Origin of the sequence: Sorangium sp. So ce1014 (assembly GCF_051521505.1) — a bacterium.
Lineage (GTDB): Bacteria > Myxococcota_A > Polyangia > Polyangiales > Polyangiaceae > Sorangium.
Window position 1 is genome coordinate 3,404,985 of record NZ_CP150356.1, and the last position, 22,699, is coordinate 3,427,683.

The following is a 22,699-nucleotide window of genomic DNA, read 5'->3' on the forward strand; positions in this document are numbered from 1 at the left end:
TGCGCCGCGCGCGACGGCGCTCACGCCGCCCGACCGCGACGCCGGCGGGAGCCCAGGCCCAGCGCGCCGGCGAGGAGCGTCACGAGGCCGACGAGCGCACCGCCGCCTTCGCCTCGCTGCATCGCACAGACCAGGCCGGACGAGACCTCCGGCGCCGCGATCTCGCCGCCGCCCGTCCCGCCGCCGCCCACGCCGCCGCTTCCGTCGCAGACGTCACCGAGCCCGTCGGCGTCGCCATCCGCTTGATCCGCGTTTGTCGCGAGCGGGCAGTTGTCGTCGCCGTCCGGGACGCCATCATCGTCGTCGTCCGCGTCATCGACGTCGCAGGCGTCGCCCAGATCGTCGTCGTCGCCGTCGGCCTGATCGGCGTTCGGTACGGCGCCGCAGTTGTCCGCCGCGTCGGGCACGCCGTCGTTGTCGTCGTCCTCGTCGCAGGCGTCGCCCTGCCCGTCGCCGTCGCTGTCGGCCTGATCGGGGTTGTGCTCCTCGTCGCAGTTGTCCGCCGCGTCGGTCAGGCCGTCGCCGTCGCCGTCCGCGCAGGCGTTGCCCACGCCGTCCTCGTCGGCGTCCGTCTGATCGGGGTTCGGGACCTCCGGGCAGTTGTCGACGTCGTTCGGGATGCCGTCGCCGTCGACGTCGGCTTCGGCGTCGAGGTCGCAGGCGTCGCCGCGGCCGTCGGCGTCGCCGTCGGACTGATCCTGGTTCGACACGTGGGGGCAGTTGTCGCGCTCGTCCGCGATGCCGTCGTTGTCGTCGTCTTCCTCGCAGGCGTCGCCGATGCCGTCGCCGTCCGTGTCTTCCTGGAAGATGTTGGCGTCGACGGGGCAGTTGTCCTCCTCGTCGACCAGGCCGTCGTCGTCGCTGTCCGGATCGCAGGCGTCCCCGAGGCTGTCGCCATCCGTGTTCTCCTGGTCCGGGTTCCGATCCGCAGGGCAGTTGTCCTCGGCGTTGACGAGCCCGTCGCCGTCGGCGTCGACGTCGGGCTCGCAGAAGTCGCCGGTGCCGTCGCCGTCGCGGTCCTCCTGGTTCGGATTGCGCGTCGCGGGGCAGTTGTCGCAGACGTCGCCGAGCTTGTCGTCGTCCCTGTCCTCCTGGCGCGGGTTCGCGAGGGTGCGGCAGTTGTCGACGTCATTGGCGATGCCGTCGCCGTCGTCGTCCCCGGACTCACAGACATCTCCGATGTCGTTTCCATCGGCGTCCGCCTGGTCGGCGTTCGCCGTGACAGGACAGTTGTCGTCCGCGTCGATGACACCGTCGTTGTCGTCATCGTCGTCGCAGGTGTCGCCGGTGCCGTCCCCCTCCGCATCCCCCTGGTCCGGGTTCACCGAGACAGGACAGTTGTCGCAGAGGTCGCCGAGGCCGTCTTCATCCGAGTCCCGCTGATCCCGGTTGATCACGCGCTCACAGTTGTCGCAGGCATCGCCGAAGACGTCGCCGTCCGTGTCCCCCTGATCCGGATTGGCCACGGACGGGCAGTTGTCGTTCGGATCGGCGACCCCGTCAGAGTCGGCATCCAGCCCCGCCCACCCCGCGACCGGCAAGATCAGCCCGAACACGCCCGCCGTGAGCCCCATCGCCAGCCGTCGCCCGCGCGACCGCACGCCCCTTGTCATCGCACGTTTCATCGCGCCTCCATCCTTCCTGGCGACAGCCGCTTCAGGGCGACAGCTTGGTCACGAACACGTCCGTGCCCTCGCCGCCCTCGAGCTGCTTCTCCCCGAACATCACCTTGCCGGTGAACGCCCCCGTGACGAACACCTGCCGCTCCCGGTCGATGGCCACCCCCGTCGCCCGGTCCGCGCCCGCCCCGCCGAAACGGTGGCTCCACCGGTAGCCGCCCTCCGGATCGAGCTTGGCCACGAACACGTCGTCGTCTCCCGCGCTCGTCACGGGCCCCGCCGCGAGCGACGCCTCCCCGCGGAACCCCCCCGCCACGAGCACGTCCCCCGTCCCGTCGACGAGCAGCTGGCCCAGCGTCGCGCCCTCCTCGCCGATGACCCGGCTGTAGAGGTGCTCGCCCCTGGCATCGAGCTTGGCCACGAACACCGCCGGGCGCTCTCCGGCCACCCGGGGGCCGCCGCCGAGGTCGATCGCCCCGCCGAACTCACCGCCCACGATCACGTTGCCCGCGCCGTCCACCGCCACGGCCCTGGCCCGCTGCAGCGCCGCGTCGCCGAAGCGCCTGCTCCAGCGGTGCTTGCCGAGCGCGTCGAAGCTCGCCACGAACACGTCGAGATCCCCGGCGCTTTTCAGCGGATCGCCGCCGAGGTCGAGCGTCCCGGCGAAGTCCCCGACCACGATCGCGTTGCCGAGCTCGTCCATCGCCACCGCGCGCGCCTGCTGATCGAAGCCGTCGCCGAACCGCTCGCTCCAGAGCGGCGTCCCGTCGGCCTCGAAGCTCGCCACGAACACGTCGCTGCCGCCGGCGCTCTGGAGCCGGTTTTTGCCGAGGCTCAGCGCGCCGGAGAAGCGGCCGGTCACGACGATGCGCCCCGTCGCGCTCGCCGCCACGCCCGTCGCCGCCTGAAAGCCGATGCCCCCGAGCGGCTGCAGCCACAGCTCCCGCCCCTCGGCGTCGAGCCGCGCGACGTAGCCGTCCCGCCCGCCGGCGCTCGTCCGCGGCGCGCCGCCGAACTCCAGCTTGCCGGAGAACTCGCCCGCGACAAGGAGGCCCTCGTTCCCGTCCGTCGCGAGCCCGTTCACGATCTGCGGATCGAACGCCCCGAACCGCTTCAGCCCGAGCCCCGCCCCGTCGCTCGCCGCGAGCCGCGCCCAGAAGACGTTCTCCACGCCGATCGGCGTCACGCGCTCGTCGTCGAGGGCCACGCCCTCCGCCGCCGTGAGCCGGCCGAGGAGCGCCGCGCTGCGGTCGTCCGCGACGGCCACGCTCGCCCCGGCCTGCTCCCCGTCGCCCTCGAGCGCGCGCGCCCACTGCACCTCGCCGCCCGACTGCGGCGCGTGGCCGCCCTCACCCCCGGAGCCCCCGGCACCCCCGGAGCCCGTCGCGGCCGAGAGGCTGAGGTCCGGCGCGCAACCGAGCGCTGCGCCGCCGAGCACCACGCCGCCGAATACCGTCGTGATTGCAATTATAATGGAATTTTGTGTCAACATCAGAACGCTCCCTGCCACACCACGCCCTGCGTCGTGGGGGTCAAGAGCGGCACGAGCGACGCCGCCGCGCGCTCGTCTCCCGTCCTGGGCCGCAGCAGGATGCCGCCGAGCGCCGCGCCGACGCCGGCGAGGCCGACCGCGCCGAGCGTCACCGACAGCCCGAGGCTCCGGTTCCATCGCCCCCGGAGCGCCTCCATGCTCTCGAGGTCGTGGGCGCGCCGATCGCACACGGCCCCGGGGCAGTCGTTCTCGACCTTGTCGCGCGCGGCCGCGTGGTCGATCGCGAACGCCGCGCTCCCCGCGAGCGCCGCGAGGCCCACGCCGCCCGCTGCCCACACCCACATCGGCACGGGCGCGCGGGGCTCCGGCGGCGCGCCTTCGGGCGGCGGCTGCCCGCCACCCCCGCCGGCCTCCGGCTCGGCCCCGCGCCCCGGGACGAGGGCGATGCGGACCTCCACCGGCGCGCGCTCCGCCTCCTTCAGCGTGACCTCGCGCCGCTCCGTCTGGAAGCCGGGCGCCGCCACCACCACCTCGTGGCGACCGGGGTTGAGCTTGCGCGGGTAGGGGAGCGCCGCGCGGGGGATCGGCTGGCCGTCCACCCGCGCATCGAGCTGGTCCAGCGACGCGCCCTCGACGCGCAGCACGAGCGACGGAATGCGCGCGTCGAGCTGCTCGACCATGGCCGCGGCCGCCGCCCGCGCCTGCGTGAACGCCGGGGGCTCGTCCTTCGCGAGGGGCAGGTGGACGACCTCGTACGCCGTTTCGCGGGCCTCGAGCAGGCGGCCCAGCGCCTCGTCGGCGCGCGCCAGGTCGAGCCCCGTCGTGGGGACGCCCACGAGCGCGTGGGCGGCCTGGAAGTCCGCGCGGGCGGCCGTGACGTCCCCCGCGTCGCGCTTCTTGCGCCCCTCGATGAGGAGCGTCCGCGCTGTCTGTCGATCGGCCGCCGAGGGCTCGGCCCACGCCGGAAGCGCCCCGGCGACCGAGAGGACAGCCAGGGCTATGCCTGCGGCGCGGGAGGCACGAGGGCGCAGCAATTTCATCTCATCACCAAGCTGCCGGGGACCGTCCCGGATCACCTGGTCATGATCGCACGCGGCTCGCGCGGGGGTCAACTGCGCCCTCGCCCGCGCATCGCGCGCAATCTCTCATGACGCTCATGCCGCGCTCAAGCGCTCGTGGCGCGCTCATCCAATGTCGTGTGTCGCGTGCTCGCCGATCAGCTGGCCGGGCGACTCTGGGGCAGGCTCACGGCCGTCACCGGGACGGCGACGACCTCCGGCGCCCTCGGCGGCGTCACGGACTCTCCGGCGCCGGCGGGCGCCTCGACCGGCGCGACGGGCGCCAGATCGGCCGTCGCCGGCCCGCGGAGGACGCGGCCCATGGCGTCGAACCGGGCGCCGTGACAGCGGCAGTCCCAGCTGCGCTCCGCGGGGTTCCACGACACGATGCCGCCGAGGTGGGAGCACATGGCCGACCTCTCGTGGATCTGCCCCTGCGGATCGCGATAGACGGCGAGCTTCTTCAGGCCCCTGCGCACGACGGCGCCGGTGCCCGGCGCGATCTGCGCCACGTCGCCGACATCGCCCTTGCCGAGCCACGAGGCATACTGGCAGGCGACATTCGCATTCTCCTTCACGAACTCGGAGACCGCGGCCAGGCTCAGGTTGACGCGCGACGGATCGAAGAGCGACGCCATCCGGTTCTCCCGGTCTTGCGCGAGATCCGAGATCACGAGCCCGGCGATCGTCCCGTGCGTCATGCCATTGCCGCAGTCGCCCGTGGAGATCAGGATCCTCGAGTCCCTCTTGACGCGGCCGATGTACGCGAGCCCGTCGACCGTCTCCATCACCTCGCCGGACCAGCGGTGCAGCACCTCGCCGGCCTGCGTGAAGCGCTCTCTCGCCCACGCCTCGAGCCGCGCGTAGCGCTGGTCCGCGTCGCTGGCCTGGCCGGTCTTGTGGTCCTCTCCGCCCACGATGAGCACCTCGTCCGGGCCGTCGGCGCCGTCGACGTTGGCCAGGCGGACGTAATGGAACGGCTCGGTCGTGTCCCAGTAGAGGCCCGGCGGGACGGCGTCCCGGGGCATGCGCAGGCCGATGACGTAGGTCCTGTATCCCGCCTGCTTCATGTGCACGCGAATGCGCGGAATGAAGGGGGAATTCGTGGCGAGCACCGCCTGGCTCGCGACCACCTCGAGGCCCCGCGCCGTCCTGACGACGACCTTGTGGGGCACCGCGTCCTCGTCGACGTCGACCACGTGCGCCAGCGTGTAGAGCTTGCCGCCGTCGCGCTCGATCGCCCGCGAGAGCCCTGCGAGGTACCTGCGGATATGAAACTGTGCCTGATCGGGGAAACAGACCGCGGGGCCCGTGTCGAAATCGAGCAGCGGGGCCCGGTCGACGTAATGGGTCGAGCCGAGCCCGGCGCGGTGCGCGGCCTCGATCTCGTCGCGGAGCGTCATCGAGGGCGACCCCGGGGCCGCGAAGAGATAGCCGTGGACGCGCCGGAAGTCGCAGTCGATCTCCTCTTCCTTGACGATGCGCTCGATGGTGTCGATGGCCGCCGTGTGGCTCCGCGCGGCCAGGCGCAGCCGGCTCACCTCGTGGAGCTTCGCGAGCGAGGCCCAGCGCCTGTCGAGCGCGTGGGTGATGTGCGCGGTGGTGAGGCCCGACTCGCCCCCGCCGACCGCGCCGTTGTCGAGGACGACGACGCGCTTGCCGGCCTTCGCGAGGAGATACGCCGTCGTCAGCCCGGCGATCCCGGCGCCCACCACGCACACGTCCGCCGTGTGGTCGGTCGCGAGGGGGGCCATGGGAGGGAGAACGGCGTGGGTCCAGGCGGTGTTCTTGTCGCAGGCTCGATCCGTCATAAAATCTCCGCGTATGGACGCCAAGGGCTGCATCCCGGCGCTCGGTCTCGGTGGTCGGTCGTCTCGCCCGCCTCGCGCGAGGCGTGGTGCTCTGTCGCCGCCGGGGAGGCGCGGTGAAGCAGAATGCCCTGGCGGCGCGCCGGGCGCGTCATGAGTCGCGCCTCGACAGGGTGACGAGCAGCCCGTAATGGTCGGAATAGCCGCTCTTCACCTTCTTCTTGCCCGCCTCGATCGTGAGGCTCGACCGCATGATCTGGGCTCCGTACGCGTCGCCCTCGAAGCCGCGCAGCAGCACGTGGTCGATGAGCAGCCCGCGGGTGCCCTTCCCCCCGTCGAGGGGGTTGTCGAAGCAATACGTGCATTGCGCGTCCCCCTGGGACGCGTAGGGGTTCGCGAAGCCGCGCGCGAGCAGCCGGTTGTAATGGGCGGGCAGGCGCGCCGAGATCGAGGGCGCGATGGCGGGGCCGGTGTTGAGATCGCCGAGGAGCAGGGTCGCGCCGCGGCCGCCCGTCTTGCGGTCCACGTAGTCGAGGAGCGCGTCGATCTGCGCGGACTGGTCCTTCTGCCACGACGCGTTGCGGGGGTGCGGGACGCCCTCCAGGCTCGCCGTGAGGTGGGTGCAAAAGACGTGGAGCTCGCCGACGGAAGGGGGCGAGAGCCGGGTATAGAGCACGGCGCGGCGATCGATCGCGGACGGGAGCACCAGCGCGTCCCGCTCGAGGATCTCGGCGCTCGTCAGGACGGCGGTGCCGGAGGCCCCGGAGTAGGCCTCCACGGCCGCCGCGCCGCCGGCGCGCGCGGGGGGACGCGCGCCGGCGGCGCTGCTGTTCGTTCGCGCGCGAAGGCACGCTCGAGCAAGCTCGTCAGGCCCCTGCCGCGGGTTCGCAGAGAGGCAGTTGAAGCAACCGGGCGACAGGCTGGTGAGCCCCGCCGCGCAGCGCTGGAGAAGGCATGGTAGCAAGGCGTGCTGGGTCAAGCCGGCGCAGCTCTTCGCGGCGCACGCGACGAGCGGATCGGTCTCCTGCGGCGTGCAGCCGCCGTCCTCGTGGCCAGGGGGCAGCCTGAACGTGCTCGGCAACGTGCTGGACGTGGCGGAGGCGAGCTGCTGCCAGTGCTCCTCGAGCCAGAACTCCTGCACGCAGAGCAGGTCCACGGGCTGCTCGGCAAGCGCGCGGATGAGCGGCTCCGCCCGCTCGTCGACATATTTCAGCACACCCATCGCGAGCCCGCCGTTGTAGGTGGCCACGCGAAACGGCGACGCCCGCGTTGGCCCGGCGCTCTCTCGCGCCGCGTCCTCCGGAGCTCCGGCCTGCGGCGCGACGCCGCCCTCGGGGGCGCCGACGCTCTCGCGGGCGCGGCTCTTGTCGCCGCTGCACGCCGAGAGCGCGAGCGCACAGAGGATCGTCGCGCGCTGAAGCCAAGCCGTCTGCATCAGGCTGCTGGACGATGCAGATCGCATACCGAGACCGCCCGCTGCTCCAGCACGGTGCGCTCGGCCGAAGTCGCCGCGCTCGTCGCGCGCCCGTGGTGAGGCATTCCGCCACGATGAGACAAACCTGTACCGGGCGGGGACGCACGTGCCTGTCGCGCGCCGGAGCGCATCGCCTGTGTGGGGAGCAACGCGCGGGCGCGCTGTGGAGACGGGGCGCGCTGTGGAGACGGGACGTGCTGTGGAGGCGGAACCGGGAGGTAGCAGGTTGTCGCCCCGGATTTCGCCGAGACAGCTGTTGATTCGATCGGCGGGCACGCGTACTCCAGCTCCACGACACAGCGGATAGGACGTTCGACACCCCACAGCGATGGGTACCGGACCATCCTCGGCTCCACCGAACACCCCGCGGCGCGGGTTCTTCGTCGAGACATGGAGGAATGATGAGAGAGCACATCGTGACGAGAGTGGCCCAGATTGCTCTTCTGACGAGCATGGGGTTCCCGCTGGGCTGCGAGGGCTGCGACTCGGAGCCTGGCGGCGGAACCACCGCGTCGTCGAGCAGCGCCGGGGGCGCCGGCGGGGAGGGCGGTGAAGGTGGCGTCGGCGGCGAAGGGGGCGCGGGCGGCAGCGGCGCCGGCGGGGAGGGCGGGCAAGGCGGGAGCGGCGGCGCCGGGGGGCAAGGCGGCGCCGGGGGGCAAGGCGGGAGCGGCGGCGCCGGGGGGCAAGGCGGCGAGGGCGGCGCCGGTGGGCCGAGCGGCGTAGGGGGCGCCGGCGGGCAAGGCGGGAGCGGCGGCGCAGGTGAGGGCGGCGCCGGCGGGCCGAGCGGCGTCGGCGGCGCGGGCGGCAGCGGCGGCGCAGGGGGCGCGGGCGGCAGCGGCGGCGGCGAGCCTCCCGCGTTCCTCGGAGAGGCCCTCTGGGGGTTCGGCGCCGGCGAGGAGAAGAAAGAGAGCATCGAGGCGATCGCGGCGGATCAGGACGAGAACGTCGTCCTGGTCGGCGGCTTCGAGTCGGCGATCCACTTCGGCGGCGACGGCGACCGCCTCGCGAGCGAGGGCCGACACGACATCTTCGTGGTGAAGCTCGATGCGGCGGGCGGCCACGTCTGGAGCAAGCGCTTCGGCGACGGGTCCGAACAGTACGCGCTCGCGGTGGCCACGGACTCGAGCGGCAACGTCGTCGTCGCCGGCGAGTTCGAGGGGACCCTCAACTTCGGCGCGGACCCGAGCACGGCGCTCGTGAGCGCCGGCGGGCGGGACCTCTTCGTCGCCAAGCTCGACCCCGACGGCAACCACCTCTTCAGCAAGCGCTTCGGCGACGCGCTCGGCCAGTCCGCCACGGCCGTGGCCGTCACCGCGGAGGACGAGATCGTGGTCCTCGGCATCGTCGACGGCGCCATCAACTTCAGCGAGGATCCCGGGGCCGCGCTCACGGGCACCGGCAGCGCCAACGTCGTCGTCGCGAAGCTCGACGCCGCCGGCGGCCACCTCTGGAGCAAGCGATTCGGGTCTGCGAACAGCTGGCAGCGCTTCCGCAGCATCGCGGTCAGCGACTCGGCCCTTTACGCGACCGGCGCGTTCGGCGGCATCCTCGAGATCGACGGCCAGATCGTGGAGAGCGCCGTCGACGGCGAGACCTCCGGCGCCGGAGGCGGCGGGGGCGGCGGCGTCGAGCCGATCTACGGCATCGACGGGCTCGTCGTCCGGTTCGATCTGGCGTCGGGCAGCCTGGTCTGGGCGCGCCCGCTGGGCGCCGCCGGCGAGCAGTACGCGAAGTTCGTCAGCGTGGGCCTCGACGGCCATCCCGTCGTCCTTGGCAACCACGGGGCGGCGTTCCGGGTCGGCTCGACCGACGTCGAGCACACCGAGGCGGCGGGATACGACCTCTACGTCGCCCGGCTCGACGCCGCGGCGGGCGAGCCGCTCGCCGCGCGCGCGTTCCTGTCCGACGGCGACGAGTTCGTCTGGGGCTTCTCGCAGGATCCCTGGGGCAACCACGTGCTGAGCGGCTACTTCACCAGGTCGCTGGCGCTCGGCGGAGCGCCCGTCTCGATCGGGGCGCCCGCCACGAGCGACGCGTTCGTCGCGAAGCTCAGCCCGGACTTCTCCGAGGAGCTCTGGTCCGATGTTTACCGGGATCAGTTCTTCTCGTACACCACCGCTCAGGCGATCACCGGCAGCGGGAACACGGTCGTGGCGGGCCTCTTCTTCGGCGAGCGGCTCGAGCTCGGCGAAGGCCTCCCCGCCCTCGATCACAGCGCGCCTGCGCGCGATCGCGGCAACGGCGACGTCTTCCTCGTCACCCTCTCGCCCTGACGCATCCCGATCGAGGGCGCGGCGCTGCCGCGCGCCCCGCGCGCCGCTTCGCGGCGGTGCGCGCGAGCCGCTGGTGAATCCAGCTGCCGCGCGCACCCGAGCGCCGGCGTCCGCCGGGCGGCCGCGCGGATCAGTGGGCGCGGCTCTGCGGGCCGGCCTCGACGTGTTGCTCGTCGCTGTCGCCCTGCTCGCGCTCGTCCTCGCCCTGCGCGGCGCTCGCGCCGTCGCCCCGCGCCTCGCCGCCCTTGCGGCCGATCTGGGCCATGTGCCCGCGGTTCTGGCTCACGGCCGCGCCGCCCTTGCGGCCGATCGCGGCCATGTGCTCGCGGTTGCGGCTCACGGCCGCGCCGCCCTTGCGGCCGGCCGCGCGCGCCTCCTCGGAGCTGAACTCGTGGGCCGTGCCCTTCTCGTGCGCGGCCTTGCCGCCCATGCTCGCGATCGAGCGTTGCTGCTTCTCATCCATCGCCGCGAACCCACGACTGCTGCTCTGCCCTTGTTGCTGTGCCATGAGATGTCTCCTTGGTGTCTGGCGTATCGCTCAGCACCGTCACGGGGCAACCCAGGTGGCGTGCCTCGTCGGATCTCCGCTGAACGATGTCGGCGGGAGGGGTGACTGCAACGTGGATGCCATGGAGAAGACCCCAGGGTTACTGGGCTTCTCCGGCGCAGATCCTGCGAGGCGCCCCGGATTTCCGTGCGAGCTCGCGAGCGTCCAGGATGCGTCCCGCCCGCCTCGAACGACAAGATTGCGTGCGGGCGCAAGCGCGTCGCGGCCCAGATCGCGATCCCGCCGCCGGCCTGCGCTGCTCAGCTTGCACCATGCGCTGCTCAGCCTGGCTGATCCCGGTTTCCAGCCAAGGATCCGCCGCGCGGCAGACTGCCTCACCGGCCCTGGGCGCGCGGGCCATCGCGCCTCGTTCCGCAGCGCGCTCGGCCGCGAGATCCGCGGCGAGCGGATGCACCCGAGCTCGCGAGCTCAGCGCATGTCGTTTGGCCTTCAGCGCTCTTCAGGGGCAGACGAGCCCGGCCATCCGCTCGCATCGGCGCCGCGCAGTCGCGGCGCTCGGTCGTTCGCCCGGAGAGATCTCACATGAAGGCGAGAAGGCGGTAAGAGATGAAATCATCGGAGTCTCACCCGCATCCGGACCCTCCTGCCCTGTTCAAAACAATGGACGTTGCACAGCGCCGCCGTCACCGGGATCGCCCAGGAGCCGTTGACGATCTCGTGGGGCAGGGGCTCGCCGTCCACCTCGATGCGCGCGCCGGTCGGCCGATGGGAGGAGGCCGGCGTCGCCGCGAACGGGGTGATCCAGACGTCACTGAGCTGTTCGCGTTCTCCATCACCGGCCTCCGACTGGCGCGGTGGGTGCAGCATGCGCGCAGATCCTGCGGAGCGCGCCGTCGCGCAGATTCTGCGCGCTCTGGCGCTCGGCAGCGCGGTGCCGGAAGCGAGAGAGCAAGGGGTGACACGCGTAGCAGCGGCTCCGCTGCGTCGCCGCGTTCGCACGCGCGCGAAGCGGGGTCGTGCGCGTGCGAACGCGCACGCGGCCTGCCGCCGCGGCGGTAGGCTGCGCCGGGGGCGACGCTCCGGAGCGCGGCGGCGCCTTGCGGCTGTCACGCAGCGCGAAGCAGCCCGTCAAAAACTCGACGACCGGGTGGCCTCCGGGTTGCTCCCCGAGTTGCTGGCGCGTCGCGGATGTCACGGCGACGCCACACGTGATACAGAGCCACCTGACGCACCTGACGCCAACTGGCGCCAACTGACGTAAGCGACCCGCGCGCGCACCACGCCATCCCTGGAACCTTCCCGTATGCAAGAGAGGCTTACAACGGACTGTGATAAGGACGCCGGCTCCCGCGGCGTGGTCGACGTCGAGCGCGCCGGGGCGCTCCTCAGGGACGCGCTGCGCGGCCTGGTCGCCATGTTCACCCTCCAGGACGCGATCCTCATCGGTTATCTCGTCGTGACGACGGTCTGCTTGCTCGGCGCGCCGCCGAGCGCGGTGCGAGCGGAGTGCGTGCTCCGCAATCTGGCCGGCATCGCCGCGCTCGTGTCCCTCTGCGTGTTCGTGCGCCGCGCGACGTTCGTCCCTCGCCTGCTGCGGAGCGTGGTTTACCGCCTCTCGCTCGTCGGCGCCTTCCTCCTCAACTACCTCTCGCTCCGGACCATCCTGCCGACGGTCCGGAGCGACAGCCTCGACGCGGAGCTCCTCCACCTCGACCTCCTCCTCTTCCAGGTCGAGCCGGCGCTCTGGATGGAGCGCTTCAACACGCGTCCGGTCGTGGAGTGGTTCTCCTTCTTCTACTTCAGCTACTTCTTCATCTGCTTTCTCTCGATGGCGCTGGCGGTCTGGGTCGCCCGCCTCGGCCGCGGCACGACCGAGTACGCGGTCGGCACCTCGCTCGTCTACTGCATTGGCCAGCTCGGCTACATGGCGGTCCCCGCCTACGGTCCCATCCAGGCGCTGAGCCACCTCTATCAGGGGCCGCTCGACGGCGGCTTCTTCTGGGGCTGTGTGAGCAGCGTCGTGCAGGCCGGCGGCGCGATGAAGGACGTCTTTCCCTCCCTGCACACGGCCGCGCCGCTCTGGTTCGCCCTGTACACGTTCCACCGCGCCCGCACGGACAGGCGCCTCTTCTGGCCGGCCGTGGTGGCCGCGTTCTTCTCCCTGAACATCATCATCTCCACCATGCTCCTCCGCTGGCACTACGCGGTCGACGTGGTGGCCGGCGTCGCTCTGGCCGTCGGCGTGGCGTGGCTCACGCCTCGGCTCGTCCGCTGGGAAGAGGGCTTCCGGGCCCGGATGGACCAGCCGCAGCCGTGGAGCTTCAGGTGAGCTCGGCCCATCCCACCGGCACGCGGACGCGGAGACGATAGGCCGACCGCCGGGGCGCGGCCCCGCCCGAGGCGCCCGCGGCTCCCGGCCTGCTCGGGCCGACGCCGCTCAGGCGAGCGGAGCCTCCCAGGCCTTCAGGGGCGAGGACAGCGGTAGCCCGTCGGCGCTCCCGGCCGCCGGCTGCGGGCGCGGCGCCTCGTGGAAGCGGACAGACGGCGCCTCGCTCGGCGGCGCGTCGCTCGGCACCGGCTCCCCGGTGGGGCTCTCCACCAGAAAGCCGTCCGACTGCTTGCTCCAGAGCCGCTGGTAGGCCCCGTTCCGCGCGAGCAGCTCGGCGTGGGTGCCGTCCTCGATGATCCGGCCGTCCTCGAACACAAGGATGCGGTCGAGGTGGACGATCGTCGAGAGGCGGTGGGCCACGACGAGCACCGTCTTGCCCTTCATGACCCCGTCCAGCGTGTCCTGGATGGCCTTCTCGGTGATCGAGTCGAGGCTCGACGTCGCCTCGTCGAGGAGGAGGATCGGCGCGTCCTTCAGGATGACGCGCGCGATGGCGATGCGCTGGCGCTGGCCGCCCGAGAGCTTGACGCCGCGCTCGCCGACCATCGACCGATAGTGCTCCTTCATCTGCAGGATGAAATCGTGCGCGCGCGCCTTGCGCGCGGCCTCGACGACCTCCTCGTCGGTCGCGTCCAGGCGCCCGTAGCGGATGTTGTCGAGGAGCGTCCGGTGGAAGAGGCTCGGGTCCTGCGGGATCAGGCTGAGCTGCGCGTGCAGCGCGTCCTGCGTCATGTCGCGGAGGTCCACGCCGTCGATCAGGATCTGACCGGAGTTGATATCGTAGAGGCGCAGGAGGATGTTGACGAAGGTGGATTTGCCGGAGCCGGAGAAGCCGACGAGCCCGACGCGCTGGCCGCGCGGGATCGTCACGTCGAGGCCCTCGAAGATCGGGCGATCGGGCGTGTAGCCGAAGGTCACGTTCCGGAGCTCGATCCGGCCGCGATCGAGGCTCGGCGCGACGGCCTCGGGGCGGTCGACGAGCTCGTGGGAGCGGACGATGGTGTTCACCCCGTTCGCGACGTTGCCGACGAACTCGAAGAACTCGAGGAAGCGGCGGCTGAGGTTGCGCGCCTCGTTGATGATGAGGAGCGACAGGCTGGTCGCCATGACGAACTCGGCGACGCCGATGGCGCCGCGCTGCCAGAGCCTGAGCGCGTAGTAGAGCGTCCCCACCTTGAGCAGCGCGGCCGACGCGAACTGGAACCAGCGCACGCGCTCGGAGTACCAGTTCGACCTGCGCACCGCCCGGAGCTCCCTGGCGAGCTGCTCGTCCAGGTACTCGCGCTCGAAGCCGAACCGGGCGAAGAGCCGCGCGCTCGTGAGGTTCGCGACCGAGTCGACGAGCTTGCCCGTCGTCTCGCTCCGCGCGCCCGCGGCGCGCACCGCGTGCGGCTGGCAGCGGGTCGCGAGCCAGTAGGAGATGCCGACGAACAGCACCGCCCAGACCGAGACGAGCGCCGCGAGCTCCGGGTGAGCGCGGTAGAGCAGGCCGATCGAGACGGAGAACACGATGGCGATGGGCCAGAAGTCGAACAGGATGGCCCACAGCGTCTGCGAGACCCCCATCGACGTCTCGCTGATGCGGTGGGCGAGCGCCCCGGCGAAGTTGTCGCTGAAATATCGATGGGAGTGGTGCTGGAGGTAGGCGTAGAGGTTGCGGGTCACGTTCTGGCGCTGCCACGGCCCGACGAGGATCTGGCAGAGCCCCGCGGCGCGGCTGAAGAGGAACTCGCCCGCGATGAGCGCGACGAACAGCATCAGCGCGTCGCGCAGCCGGCCGCTCAGCGCGGCCCGGCCGGCGTCCGGCGCCTCGGTCACCCCCTGGATGACCTGCCCGATGGCGTAGGGGATCATGATCCCGAACGAGGCGTGGGCCGACTCGAACACGAACATCGCCAGATACCAGGCGCGGTAACGACCGACGAAGTGAACGATGAACCGGAAGGGCGTGTCCGGGAGCGCCGGAGCGCCGGGGGCGCGCTGCAGAGAGGTCTTGGATTCCACCGAGTTGTCCTGGGCGCCCAGCGCGCCCTCATGAGCCGACGGTCGTTGGCTCTCCTGGCGGAGCTCGCCCCGCGCGGGGGAGAGCGCCGGCGCGGGGAGCGTCACGCGGCCCTCATGGCCCGGCCGTCACGGCGCGAAACCGGAACGTGGGGTCGCGGTCCGTGCCGCCCGGCCTCGCGGCGTGCCACCCGAGGTGGAGCGCGTAGCTCCCCAGGCGGCCGTCCCGCTCGAGCCGCTCCTCGGCGACGGGATCGCGAAGCTCGGCGAGCGGGCTCACGTAGAGGGCGTCGGTCGGGCAGTAGAGCTCGCACATGAAGCAGGTCTGGCAGTCTTCCTGGCGCGCGATGATAGGCGCCGCGCCGGGCCTCGCCTCGAAGACGTTGGTGGGGCAGACCTTGACGCAGAGGTTGCAGTCGATGCAGCGGGCGTCGCTCAAGAGCTCGATCACGCGAGGTCTCCTTGGTGGGGGGCCGATGGGGAGGGTCGGTGCGGAGGCCGGTGAGGCGCGACCCAGATGGACGAGAGTCCGCCGGTGGTGAGGCAATGGGCCTGGTCGGGATCGGTGTGCGGCACGTCGGTGCGCTGGTGCAGGCCCCGGGACTCGGCGCGCGCGAGGGCGCTCCGGTAGCAGAACCGCGCGGTGGCCAGCAGCGCGGCCGCCTCGCGAGCCCGGATCTGGGCGGCGCCGGCGGCGTGCAGGTGTGCCTCGGCGTCGCGCCACGCGCCATCGAGCCGCTCGACCGAGGCCGCCAGCCGATCGCCCCGGCGGAAGAGGTTCTTGTCGAGCGGCAGCACCTCCTTCTGGACGAGGTCGATGATCTCCCTGGTGCCGAGCCCGCCCGCTGTCCCGCCGGGCCGGAGGCCGACGGTCCCGGCGGCGCGCACGGCCCTCGACGCCGCCCGGTCGCCGAGGCGCTCCGCGAAGCGCGCGGCGGCGCGGCCCGCCCAGGTGCCGCTCGAGATCGCCCAGGCCGCGTTGGGGCTGCCGCCTCCGCTGGACGCCCCGACGATGAGCTCGCGCGAGGCCGCGTCGCCCGCGGCGTAGAGCCCCGGGACGCTGGTGGCGCACGCGTCGTCGACGATGCGGATCCCGCCGCTGCCGCGCACGGTGCCTTCCGAGCGAAGGGTGACGGGGAACCGCTGCTTGAACGGGTTGATCCCGAGCCGGTCGTGGGGCAAGAAGCAGTTCGGCTGTCCGTCGCGCAGCCAGCGCTGGATCTCGGGGCCGGCGCGGTCGAGCACCGCGTACACAGGCCCGTTGCGCAGCGCCCTGGCCACCGCGAGCATGCGATTGCCCCGGCTGTCGATCTCCTCGCCCGACTCGGTGGTGAAGGTCGCCCAGAAGTAGGGGAGTCCCTTGGTGACCGTGGCGTAGGCCGGGCTGATCCCGTATTGCGCGGAGAACTCCATCCCGGAGAGCTCGGCGCCCACCTCGGTGGCCATCAGGTAGCCGTCTCCCGTGTTGACGTCGCAGCCGAGCGCCTTGCTCAGGAACGCGCAGCCGCCGCTGGCCAGCACCACGGCTCCGGCGCGGAGGCTCCAGGCGGCGTCCTGCTGGCGGGCGTGGCCGCGCGCGCCGGCGACCACGCCGTCGCTGACGAGCAGCTCGAGGGCGGGGGAGTGGTCGAGGATGCGAACGCCCGCGCGCCGGAGCTGGCGGCGCAGGAAGTACATGTAATCGGGGCCGCGCAGGTTGGCGCGGTATTGAAGGCCGCTGTCGTCCAGCGGGAAGGGATAGCCCCACGCGGCGAGCAGGTTGATCTGCTCCCAGGTCGCGTCGAGGACGCGCGCCATCCACTCGCGGTGGGCGAGCCCGCCGCTCCGCGCGAACCTCGCCTCGATCGCGCGCTCGCGCGCGGCGCCCTCGGGCGTCACGTACCAGGCGCCTGTGTTCGCGGGGGCCGTGGCGCCCGAGGTGCCGCAGTACCCCTTGTCGACAAGCACCACGCTGCGCGCGCCGCTCGCGATGGCCGCGAGCGCGGCCCACGCGCCGGCGGGGCCGCCGCCGATCACCAGCACGTCGGCGAGGTCGTCGGTCTCGGAGGCGAGGGGAGGGGACAGCGCTGCAGGGGTGCTCATCGGGGATCCGCAGCGGCGGGCCCAAGCACCAATCGGGCCAGTGCGGTCGCCGGCGTGGCGGAGCGGTGGGTGGTGCTCCGCTGCTGCCGCGGCAGCAGCCGGTGGTGATCGGCTGCTGCGGCAAGCGCAGGATCGCTGTCGCCAGCGGCTCGGCGGCGTGGCCGGGCCGTCCGTGCGACAGCTCGCGAGGTGGGGTGCCGCTCGACGCGTCCCTTCGCGACGGAACGCGCTCTGGACGGTTGCGCCGGCGTCTTGGGGAAGGGCGCCGGCGGTCGTGGCAAGGAGGCCTCGACACGGGCGGTGGGTCGCCCTGGGGGGCGGAGGCGGGACACGGAGCGGCAACGTGGCCGGGGAGATGGGAAGGGGCGGCTCGCTGCGCGGGGCAAGGAGCCGAAGGTCGCCCTGGTGACTTGCATGCACAAGCTCCTGACCATGCTCGACGCGATGCTGCGCGATCAGCGCCCCTGGGGCCCGCCGCCCCTCGCTCGGCCGGCAGAAACGTCTTGACGAGAGAAACACCTGCTTCTGTCAGCGGAGACGAGCGGCGCTTCGATCTTGACCTCTTCGAATCATTTTCTTTTTCCATCTCCCCTCCTCCGCCCTCGCCGCCTGCGGCTTCGTCGAGATCGCCCCGCACGGCACCTCGGGCGAGACCGGCGGCGGACCTGCCGTCACGGGGACCGGCGGCGGACCTGCCGTCACGGGGACCGGCGGCGGACCTGCCGTCACGGGGACCGGCGGCGGACCAGAGCGCGCGCCTCGCCGCCCGCGGGCCGTGCAGCGAGCGGCTCGGCGGCGCCCCGGATGGAAGGTTCGCCCTGCGGGGCGCCTGCGGGTATCCTCGGGACGAAGACCCATGCCCTATCGCCTGGAAAAAGTCGCCAATGGCGGAGACTGCTTCTTCGACTCCGTGGCCAGGCATTTGAACCACGAAGAGATAGGCGAGTCACCCGATGGCGAGTGGGACGCCGGGAGCGTGAGGGCGGCGATGATGCAGCACGCCGCGAAGGAGATCTTCGGGCTCGACGAGGTCCAAGGCGGCTGGGAATGGGACCTGGAGGCGATATCGCAGCTTCCATTGCGCCAGGAGAGCGAGCTCCTGGAGCCCCTGGAGTTCGCGTTCGACGGGATCAGCAGCGCCGTCTACGAGGCGTGGGAGGGACAGTGGCGAGACCCGGCGAGCCGCCCCTTGCTCGTGGCGCTCTTCCTCCGGTGGGGCCTCATGGACGAGCTGACCAGCGACCGCTCGGCCACCGTGGACGCCATCAACACGTGGCTGGTGAATGAAAAGGGGGGCGAGCCGCTGCTCCGTAACTGTCTCGTCTGGGGGGTGATCGTGCTCGAAGGCGAGAGCGGATTTTACGAGAGGATCCTGCGGGAGCTGTGGAAGCTGGAGGTGGAGACCGTCGCGGGGTCTCTTGTGGACAACGATCAGCGGCGAGAGAACACCCTCCTCCTTTGCTGCGAGAATCTTCACTACCAGCCGTATCTCTGGCGCTCCAACGTGCGCGTCGCGACGACGAGTCTCAGGGAGTGGGAATGGTCCGCTCCGATGCACTTCCACAGCGCGCCTCCGATCGACACGGTCTCGGCGACGTCCGCCGCGCGCCACGAGCCCAACACCCGTGTGGCGCCTCTCCGACTGGGCCTCTGCGTGTGGAACCTCAACCACCTCGGCGAGCAGTCCAAGGGGCAGAAGCGAACAAGGGATGAAGACGTCCCGGACGACCCCTCCGAGGGCAGGCCCACAAAGAGGCGGCGGATCGAGCCGGCGCCGCTGGCCGTCGTGCCAGCGCCGCCGCGCAGAAAGCGCCCCAGGGACGACGGCCCGCAGCCGTCTCTGGAGCCCACGCTCGGGGAGGAGGGGGACAGCCAACCCTCTTCGGAGCCAGCGCCCAAGAAGCGGAGAAGGAACCAGCCAGAGCCAGCCGGAGACGGCGCTCCCGAAGACCTCGAGACGGCGAACAGCGCGCAGAACAAGGTCGACGCCCTGAGGGCGCTCATCGAGCGCAACGCGGACTGGCTCGACGTGGTGGCCCTCAACGAGGTCAACAAGGGCGTAGGCTTCCTCAAGGAGGAGATCGCACAGTGGACGAGCCCCAAGTGCACGCTGTACGATGGACCTCACCTGATCTCGGTCGGCGAGCAGCTCGGCGCCGGGCAACACGAGTACTATCCGCTGCTGATCGTCGATCGGCCGGGGAGGTTCAAGATCGAGCATCAGGGCTGCTCGGTGTTCTTCTCCACCGGCGCCGCCAGCCACAAGAAGGTGGCGCAAGGAGAGGAGGTCAAGTGGATCAAGAAGGAGAACCTCAAGAAAGCGGAGAGCGACGCTGCCTATCGAGAGGCGGTCGTGAAAGCCGCCGAAAAGCTGATCTATCTGATCGAGACGATCAAGGGGGGCTCGAAGGGAAAGCGGGCGGCAAAGGCGAAGCAGGCCATCGGAGCTCGCGGTGAGGCCGCCGCGAGCGCCCTGGCGCACCTCGAGCTCGAGGACGAGAACATGAGCGGAGCTGTCGTCGCCATGCGGAAGCTCCTCGCTGCGACGACCCCGAAGGATGCGCCGCCCCCGAGCAGGAGCAACGCCGGGCCCAGGAGCAACGCCGGGCCCAGGAGCAACGCCGGGCCCAGGAGCAACGCCGGGCCCAGGAGCAACGCCGGGCCCAGGAGCAACGCCGGGCCCAGGAGCAACGCCGGGCCCAGGAGCAACGCCGGGCCCAGGAGCAACGCCGGGCGCAGGAGCGAGGCCGAGAGCAAGGCCGACCGCACGAGGGAGAGGGACGCGCTGGCCCGGACGATATGCGAGTGCCTCGAAGCGATGAAGAAAGGTGTCTATCGCTGCGATCTCGTAAAGAGAATAGACGTGGTTCGCGCCAGCTATTGGAAGCTGAATTCGAAGCAGCGAAGCGCCATCATCGAGGAAGTCAGACTCCGCCTCTATCGCCCCGTCGTCATTCACCACCTGCTCGTCGGGGGAAAACAGTCCGTCAACGTGGGGATCGTCCACACCACGCCTGGCGGCACGGAGTTCGAGCGAAAGATGGTCTACAGCCAGCTCGAAAAATTCTTCGATAAGGTGGCGAGTGGATGGCAGCCGGACGGGGTCGAAGCCCTGTGGCTGATCGCGGGGGACTTCTACCTGCTCGACGAGTCCGTCGTGACCAGCGAGGCAGGGAAGGGGTACCAAATGGCCAAGGTGCGCTCGTGGAAGGACCGGGAAGACCCGATCGCCACGGATGTGATCGCCGAGGCGTTCCAGGCCCGGCGCGCGATCCTCGTCGGCAAGATCGAGGCCCTGAAGCGGGCGCTCGGCGCCATCGACGAGCCGATGCGCAGGGCCCGGACGAGCCGCCTCACGCCGGCGGACGGCGCCGGAGGCGCGAGCGAGCTGGCGAACCTGAAGGCGACAGGAGTGAAGCTCTGCGAAGATGCCATGGAGGGTCAGCGGGCCAAGCTCGAGGAGCTCCTCAAGGTGCTGACGGCAGCGACGGAAAAGTGGGAGGGAAACAAAGGCAGCGTGAGCATCTGGAAGATCGAGGCCGATGTAGGGAAGGCCCGCAGCGGCCTCATCCTCCTCGAGCGGCTCGCGGCGCTCCAGGCAGGCAAGCTTCGCCTGAAGGACGAGGAGCCATGCGACACCCACCTCCTCTTACGCGCCATGACGGCCACGCTCAAGAAGGGATCCGTCGATGTAGCCGAGTTGAAGGGACAGATCATCGACTTCGAGCGCAACGTCAAGAAGAGCGTGGGAGTCGCGGAGGACGAGGAGGCCGGAGGAACCGGCAAGACCGGCAAGGAGAGGGACGAATACCTGAGCACACAATCGTACTTCGCGAGAAACCTCCTCCTCTCGGCCAGGCCCGAGCAGCGGCTGCGCAAAGGCATGGGGCTCAGGTTCGCCGACCAGCTCAAGGAGCACTTCCACATCTACCAGACCCTCTGGGCCACCAACGTGCACGCGAGCGCGAAGGTGGACAATAAGGTCATCGAGTACACAGCGTTTCGCATCGCGGACTTCGTGGTCGCCTCGAAGGGCTGGGGATCGGCCGAGCTGGGCCTGTTCCACCATGCGAAGAAGGGCCTGCTTCGCGTCGAGGACGAGAAGCACGACGCCGAAGGAGGCGTCACGTTGCCCTCGACGGTGACGTGGCGCACGATCAGCGATCATTTCCCTGTCGGAGCCCGTTTCTCGACGCGAGCCCACGACCTCGCCGTGAGGCACGTCTTCGTGGACGCCCTGGACGAGGACCTGTACGCGGAGAAGCGCTGGGCCATGGCCATCTGGCACATGATCGACGCCTGCCAGATGCTGGGCGGCGGCCGCGGCCCGGATGACTGGTGGCTCGAGAAGGACAGCGAGGAACGATACACGATCGTCGCGAGCGATTTCGCCGTGCGTGCGGCGGAGGTGCTCGGAATGGACGAAGATGGGGCCAGCGTCCTGGAGCAGCCTCTCCTGGATCTCCTGGAGGCGCCTCCGCCGGACCCCGACGAGGTCTTCGAGATACTGAACGGGTTCCTCAGCGATCTCCGGACAAAGGTGGGCCTTGTCGTCGTGGAGCCCGAGCGGTTTCCCTTCTACGTGCAGGACGGCGAAGAGGACGACGAGCCGCCGGGCGATGACGATGAAGAATCGGAGGGCATGCTGCTCAGCCAGTAAACAGCCGCCTCGCCGCCCAGGCGAGGCACGTCGCGAAAGACCGCCATGCTCCACCTTCGGAAAGATCAACTGGCCGCGCTCGCCAAGGCGCGACGACGGCAGCAGGACGAGCGGACCGGCGGAGACGATCCCGGGACTTCCGGAGACACGCCGGCGCCGCCCGCCGGCGAGCTTGTCCTCGGGTGCCCGCGCCCGGGGAGGCTCACGCGCGCCGCGCGGCTCGCGGCCCGGCAGGAGCTCCAGGCGCGCCTCCGGCCCGCGCTCGATCTCCCCGTCTACCCGGCCGCGGACGCGCCGCAGGCCCGCGCCGAGGTGCCCCCGACGCCGGCGCCTGCCCCGAGCGCGACGACCGCCGGCGCGCCGGAGAAAGGCACTCGTAGCCCTCCGCGGGAGAAGCTTTCGCTCGAGGTCGTGGTGCTGGACGAGCGCGATCAGCCGCTGTCGGGCGCGTCCGTGGAGCTTCGCAACGGCAAGGGCCAGGTGCTCTACGAGAGGACCGGCCGCGACGGCCAGGTGCGCTTCGAAGGGCTGGAGGACGAGCCTCTCACGATCTGCCTCCACGAGCTGGACGAGGACGCCTGGGTGCGCATCCGGCAAGCCACCCTGCCGGATCCGGAGAGCCGGGGCCAGGCGAGCTGGAGGAGCGCCTGGGCGCAGGGCGGTGCGCCGAGCTGCCATGTCGTCGTGGAGGGAGACTGCATCTCGAGCATCGCGGATCGCCACGGCTTCTTCCCCGAGACGCTCTGGAGCATCCCGGAGAACGCGCTCCTGCGGCGCCTCCGCCGATCGAAGAACGTCCTGAATCCGGGCGATCGCGTGATCATCCCGGCGCGCAGGCGCAGGGCGGAGCCGGCGCGCGCGGGATGGCGCCACTGGCTGCGACGCAAGGGCTGGCCCGAGATCCTGCGCATCCGCTTTCTGACCTTCGGCGACGAGCCCAGGCAAGGCGAGCCTTACGTGCTCAGCTTGACGGCGGCCGGCGGAAAGACGATCGAAGATCGAGCTGGCCAGACCGACGGCGACGGCTTCCTGATAGAGAGCATCCCGCCGGACGCGGCCACGGGGCGGATCCTGCTCGGCGCCGGCGAGGACCAGGAGGAGCACGAGCTCCGGCTCGGGTGCATCGACTCTGCGGACACCGTCCGCGGCGCCCAGGCCCGGCTCAACAACCTCGGTTACCACTGCGGCGAGGAGGACGGCGCGCTCGGCGGCCTGACGCGGGCGGCGTTGAAGCGCTTCCAGCGCGCGCGGGGCCTGGAGAGCACCGGCGAGATCGACGCCGCGACGCAGGCGGAGCTCCTTTCGCGCCACCTGTCCTGAGGGCCGGAGCCGCGC

General features: G+C 71.3%; 14 protein-coding genes and 1 pseudogene. 5 read left to right on the top strand and 10 right to left on the bottom strand.

Going from position 1 to position 22,699, the window contains the following annotated elements; genetic code table 11:
- Positions 1-20 precede the first annotated feature (20 nt).
- The 5 genes from WME75_RS13075 to WME75_RS13095 form a co-directional block, all read right to left on the bottom strand.
- Positions 21-1,625, bottom strand: a complete 1,605-nt coding sequence (locus tag WME75_RS13075) for a thrombospondin type 3 repeat-containing protein (protein ID WP_437490169.1) — start codon at positions 1,623-1,625, stop codon at positions 21-23.
- Between the two features lie 31 nt (positions 1,626-1,656).
- The gene (locus tag WME75_RS13080) at positions 1,657-3,057 is read right to left on the bottom strand and encodes a hypothetical protein (RefSeq protein WP_437490171.1); all 1,401 of its coding nucleotides are present in this window, start codon (positions 3,055-3,057) and stop codon (positions 1,657-1,659) included.
- A gap of 53 nt (positions 3,058-3,110) precedes the next feature.
- Positions 3,111-4,151 carry a hypothetical protein gene (locus WME75_RS13085; protein WP_437490173.1) on the bottom strand — a complete coding sequence of 347 codons (1,041 nt, stop codon included), beginning with the start codon at positions 4,149-4,151 and terminating at the stop codon, positions 3,111-3,113.
- A gap of 176 nt (positions 4,152-4,327) precedes the next feature.
- Entirely contained in the window at positions 4,328-5,980 is a 1,653-nt protein-coding gene (locus WME75_RS13090) for an FAD-dependent oxidoreductase (RefSeq protein WP_437490175.1), read from the bottom strand.
- A gap of 148 nt (positions 5,981-6,128) precedes the next feature.
- Positions 6,129-7,412 (bottom strand): endonuclease/exonuclease/phosphatase family protein, encoded by a 1,284-nt coding sequence (locus WME75_RS13095; protein ID WP_437490177.1) that lies wholly within the window; start codon positions 7,410-7,412, stop codon positions 6,129-6,131.
- 455 nt (positions 7,413-7,867) lie between these two features.
- Here WME75_RS13095 and WME75_RS13100 point away from each other — a divergent pair, with 455 nt between their 5' ends.
- Positions 7,868-9,724, top strand: coding sequence for a PE-PGRS family protein (locus WME75_RS13100; protein WP_437490178.1), 1,857 nt, complete (start codon positions 7,868-7,870; stop codon positions 9,722-9,724).
- A 130-nt stretch (positions 9,725-9,854) separates the two neighbouring features.
- On the opposite strand, the gene WME75_RS13105 is transcribed toward WME75_RS13100, so the two are convergent.
- The gene (locus tag WME75_RS13105; protein ID WP_437490180.1) at positions 9,855-10,232 is read right to left on the bottom strand and encodes a KGG domain-containing protein; all 378 of its coding nucleotides are present in this window, start codon (positions 10,230-10,232) and stop codon (positions 9,855-9,857) included.
- Positions 10,233-10,844: 612 nt separating this feature from the next.
- Complete coding sequence (locus WME75_RS13110; RefSeq protein WP_437490182.1) at positions 10,845-11,099, bottom strand: hypothetical protein; 255 nt, start codon at positions 11,097-11,099, stop codon at positions 10,845-10,847.
- 436 nt (positions 11,100-11,535) lie between these two features.
- Here WME75_RS13110 and WME75_RS13115 point away from each other — a divergent pair, with 436 nt between their 5' ends.
- Positions 11,536-12,561 carry a phosphatase PAP2 family protein gene (locus WME75_RS13115; RefSeq protein ID WP_437490184.1) on the top strand — a complete coding sequence of 342 codons (1,026 nt, stop codon included), beginning with the start codon at positions 11,536-11,538 and terminating at the stop codon, positions 12,559-12,561.
- A gap of 108 nt (positions 12,562-12,669) precedes the next feature.
- Here WME75_RS13115 and WME75_RS13120 read toward each other — a convergent pair whose 3' ends face one another.
- From WME75_RS13120 to WME75_RS13130, 3 genes are all read right to left on the bottom strand, one after another.
- The gene (locus tag WME75_RS13120) at positions 12,670-14,625 is read right to left on the bottom strand and encodes an ABC transporter ATP-binding protein (protein WP_437490186.1); all 1,956 of its coding nucleotides are present in this window, start codon (positions 14,623-14,625) and stop codon (positions 12,670-12,672) included.
- A 112-nt stretch (positions 14,626-14,737) separates the two neighbouring features.
- The gene (locus WME75_RS13125; RefSeq protein ID WP_437490188.1) at positions 14,738-15,073 is read right to left on the bottom strand and encodes a 4Fe-4S binding protein; all 336 of its coding nucleotides are present in this window, start codon (positions 15,071-15,073) and stop codon (positions 14,738-14,740) included.
- On the bottom strand, positions 15,070-16,704 hold the full coding sequence (locus WME75_RS13130; RefSeq protein ID WP_437490189.1) for an FAD-dependent oxidoreductase: 1,635 nt from the start codon (positions 16,702-16,704) through the stop codon (positions 15,070-15,072). The genes WME75_RS13125 and WME75_RS13130 overlap by 4 nt, the downstream gene beginning before the upstream one ends.
- Before the next feature lie 366 nt (positions 16,705-17,070).
- On the opposite strand from WME75_RS13130, the pseudogene WME75_RS13135 reads away from it, so the two are divergent.
- From WME75_RS13135 to WME75_RS13145, 3 genes and pseudogenes are all read left to right on the top strand, one after another.
- A pseudogene (locus WME75_RS13135) lies at positions 17,071-17,211 on the top strand (IS110 family transposase); the annotation flags it as partial.
- Positions 17,212-17,560: 349 nt separating this feature from the next.
- Complete coding sequence (locus tag WME75_RS13140; protein ID WP_437490191.1) at positions 17,561-21,364, top strand: hypothetical protein; 3,804 nt, start codon at positions 17,561-17,563, stop codon at positions 21,362-21,364.
- A 45-nt stretch (positions 21,365-21,409) separates the two neighbouring features.
- Positions 21,410-22,684, top strand: a complete 1,275-nt coding sequence (locus tag WME75_RS13145; RefSeq protein WP_437490193.1) for a peptidoglycan-binding protein — start codon at positions 21,410-21,412, stop codon at positions 22,682-22,684.
- The last annotated feature ends 15 nt before the right edge of the window (positions 22,685-22,699 follow it).

Coding starts and splice junctions, on each gene's coding strand:
- WME75_RS13140 (WP_437490191.1), top strand. CDS start 17,561: ATGCCCTATCGCCTGGAAAAAGTCGCCAATGGCGGAGACTGCTTCTTC.
- WME75_RS13145 (WP_437490193.1), top strand. CDS start 21,410: ATGCTCCACCTTCGGAAAGATCAACTGGCCGCGCTCGCCAAGGCGCGA.
- WME75_RS13090 (WP_437490175.1), bottom strand. CDS start 5,980: ATGACGGATCGAGCCTGCGACAAGAACACCGCCTGGACCCACGCCGTT.
- WME75_RS13110 (WP_437490182.1), bottom strand. CDS start 11,099: ATGCTGCACCCACCGCGCCAGTCGGAGGCCGGTGATGGAGAACGCGAA.
- WME75_RS13085 (WP_437490173.1), bottom strand. CDS start 4,151: ATGAAATTGCTGCGCCCTCGTGCCTCCCGCGCCGCAGGCATAGCCCTG.
- WME75_RS13075 (WP_437490169.1), bottom strand. CDS start 1,625: ATGAAACGTGCGATGACAAGGGGCGTGCGGTCGCGCGGGCGACGGCTG.
- WME75_RS13130 (WP_437490189.1), bottom strand. CDS start 16,704: ATGAGCACCCCTGCAGCGCTGTCCCCTCCCCTCGCCTCCGAGACCGAC.
- WME75_RS13115 (WP_437490184.1), top strand. CDS start 11,536: ATGCAAGAGAGGCTTACAACGGACTGTGATAAGGACGCCGGCTCCCGC.
- WME75_RS13105 (WP_437490180.1), bottom strand. CDS start 10,232: ATGGCACAGCAACAAGGGCAGAGCAGCAGTCGTGGGTTCGCGGCGATG.
- WME75_RS13095 (WP_437490177.1), bottom strand. CDS start 7,412: ATGCAGACGGCTTGGCTTCAGCGCGCGACGATCCTCTGTGCGCTCGCG.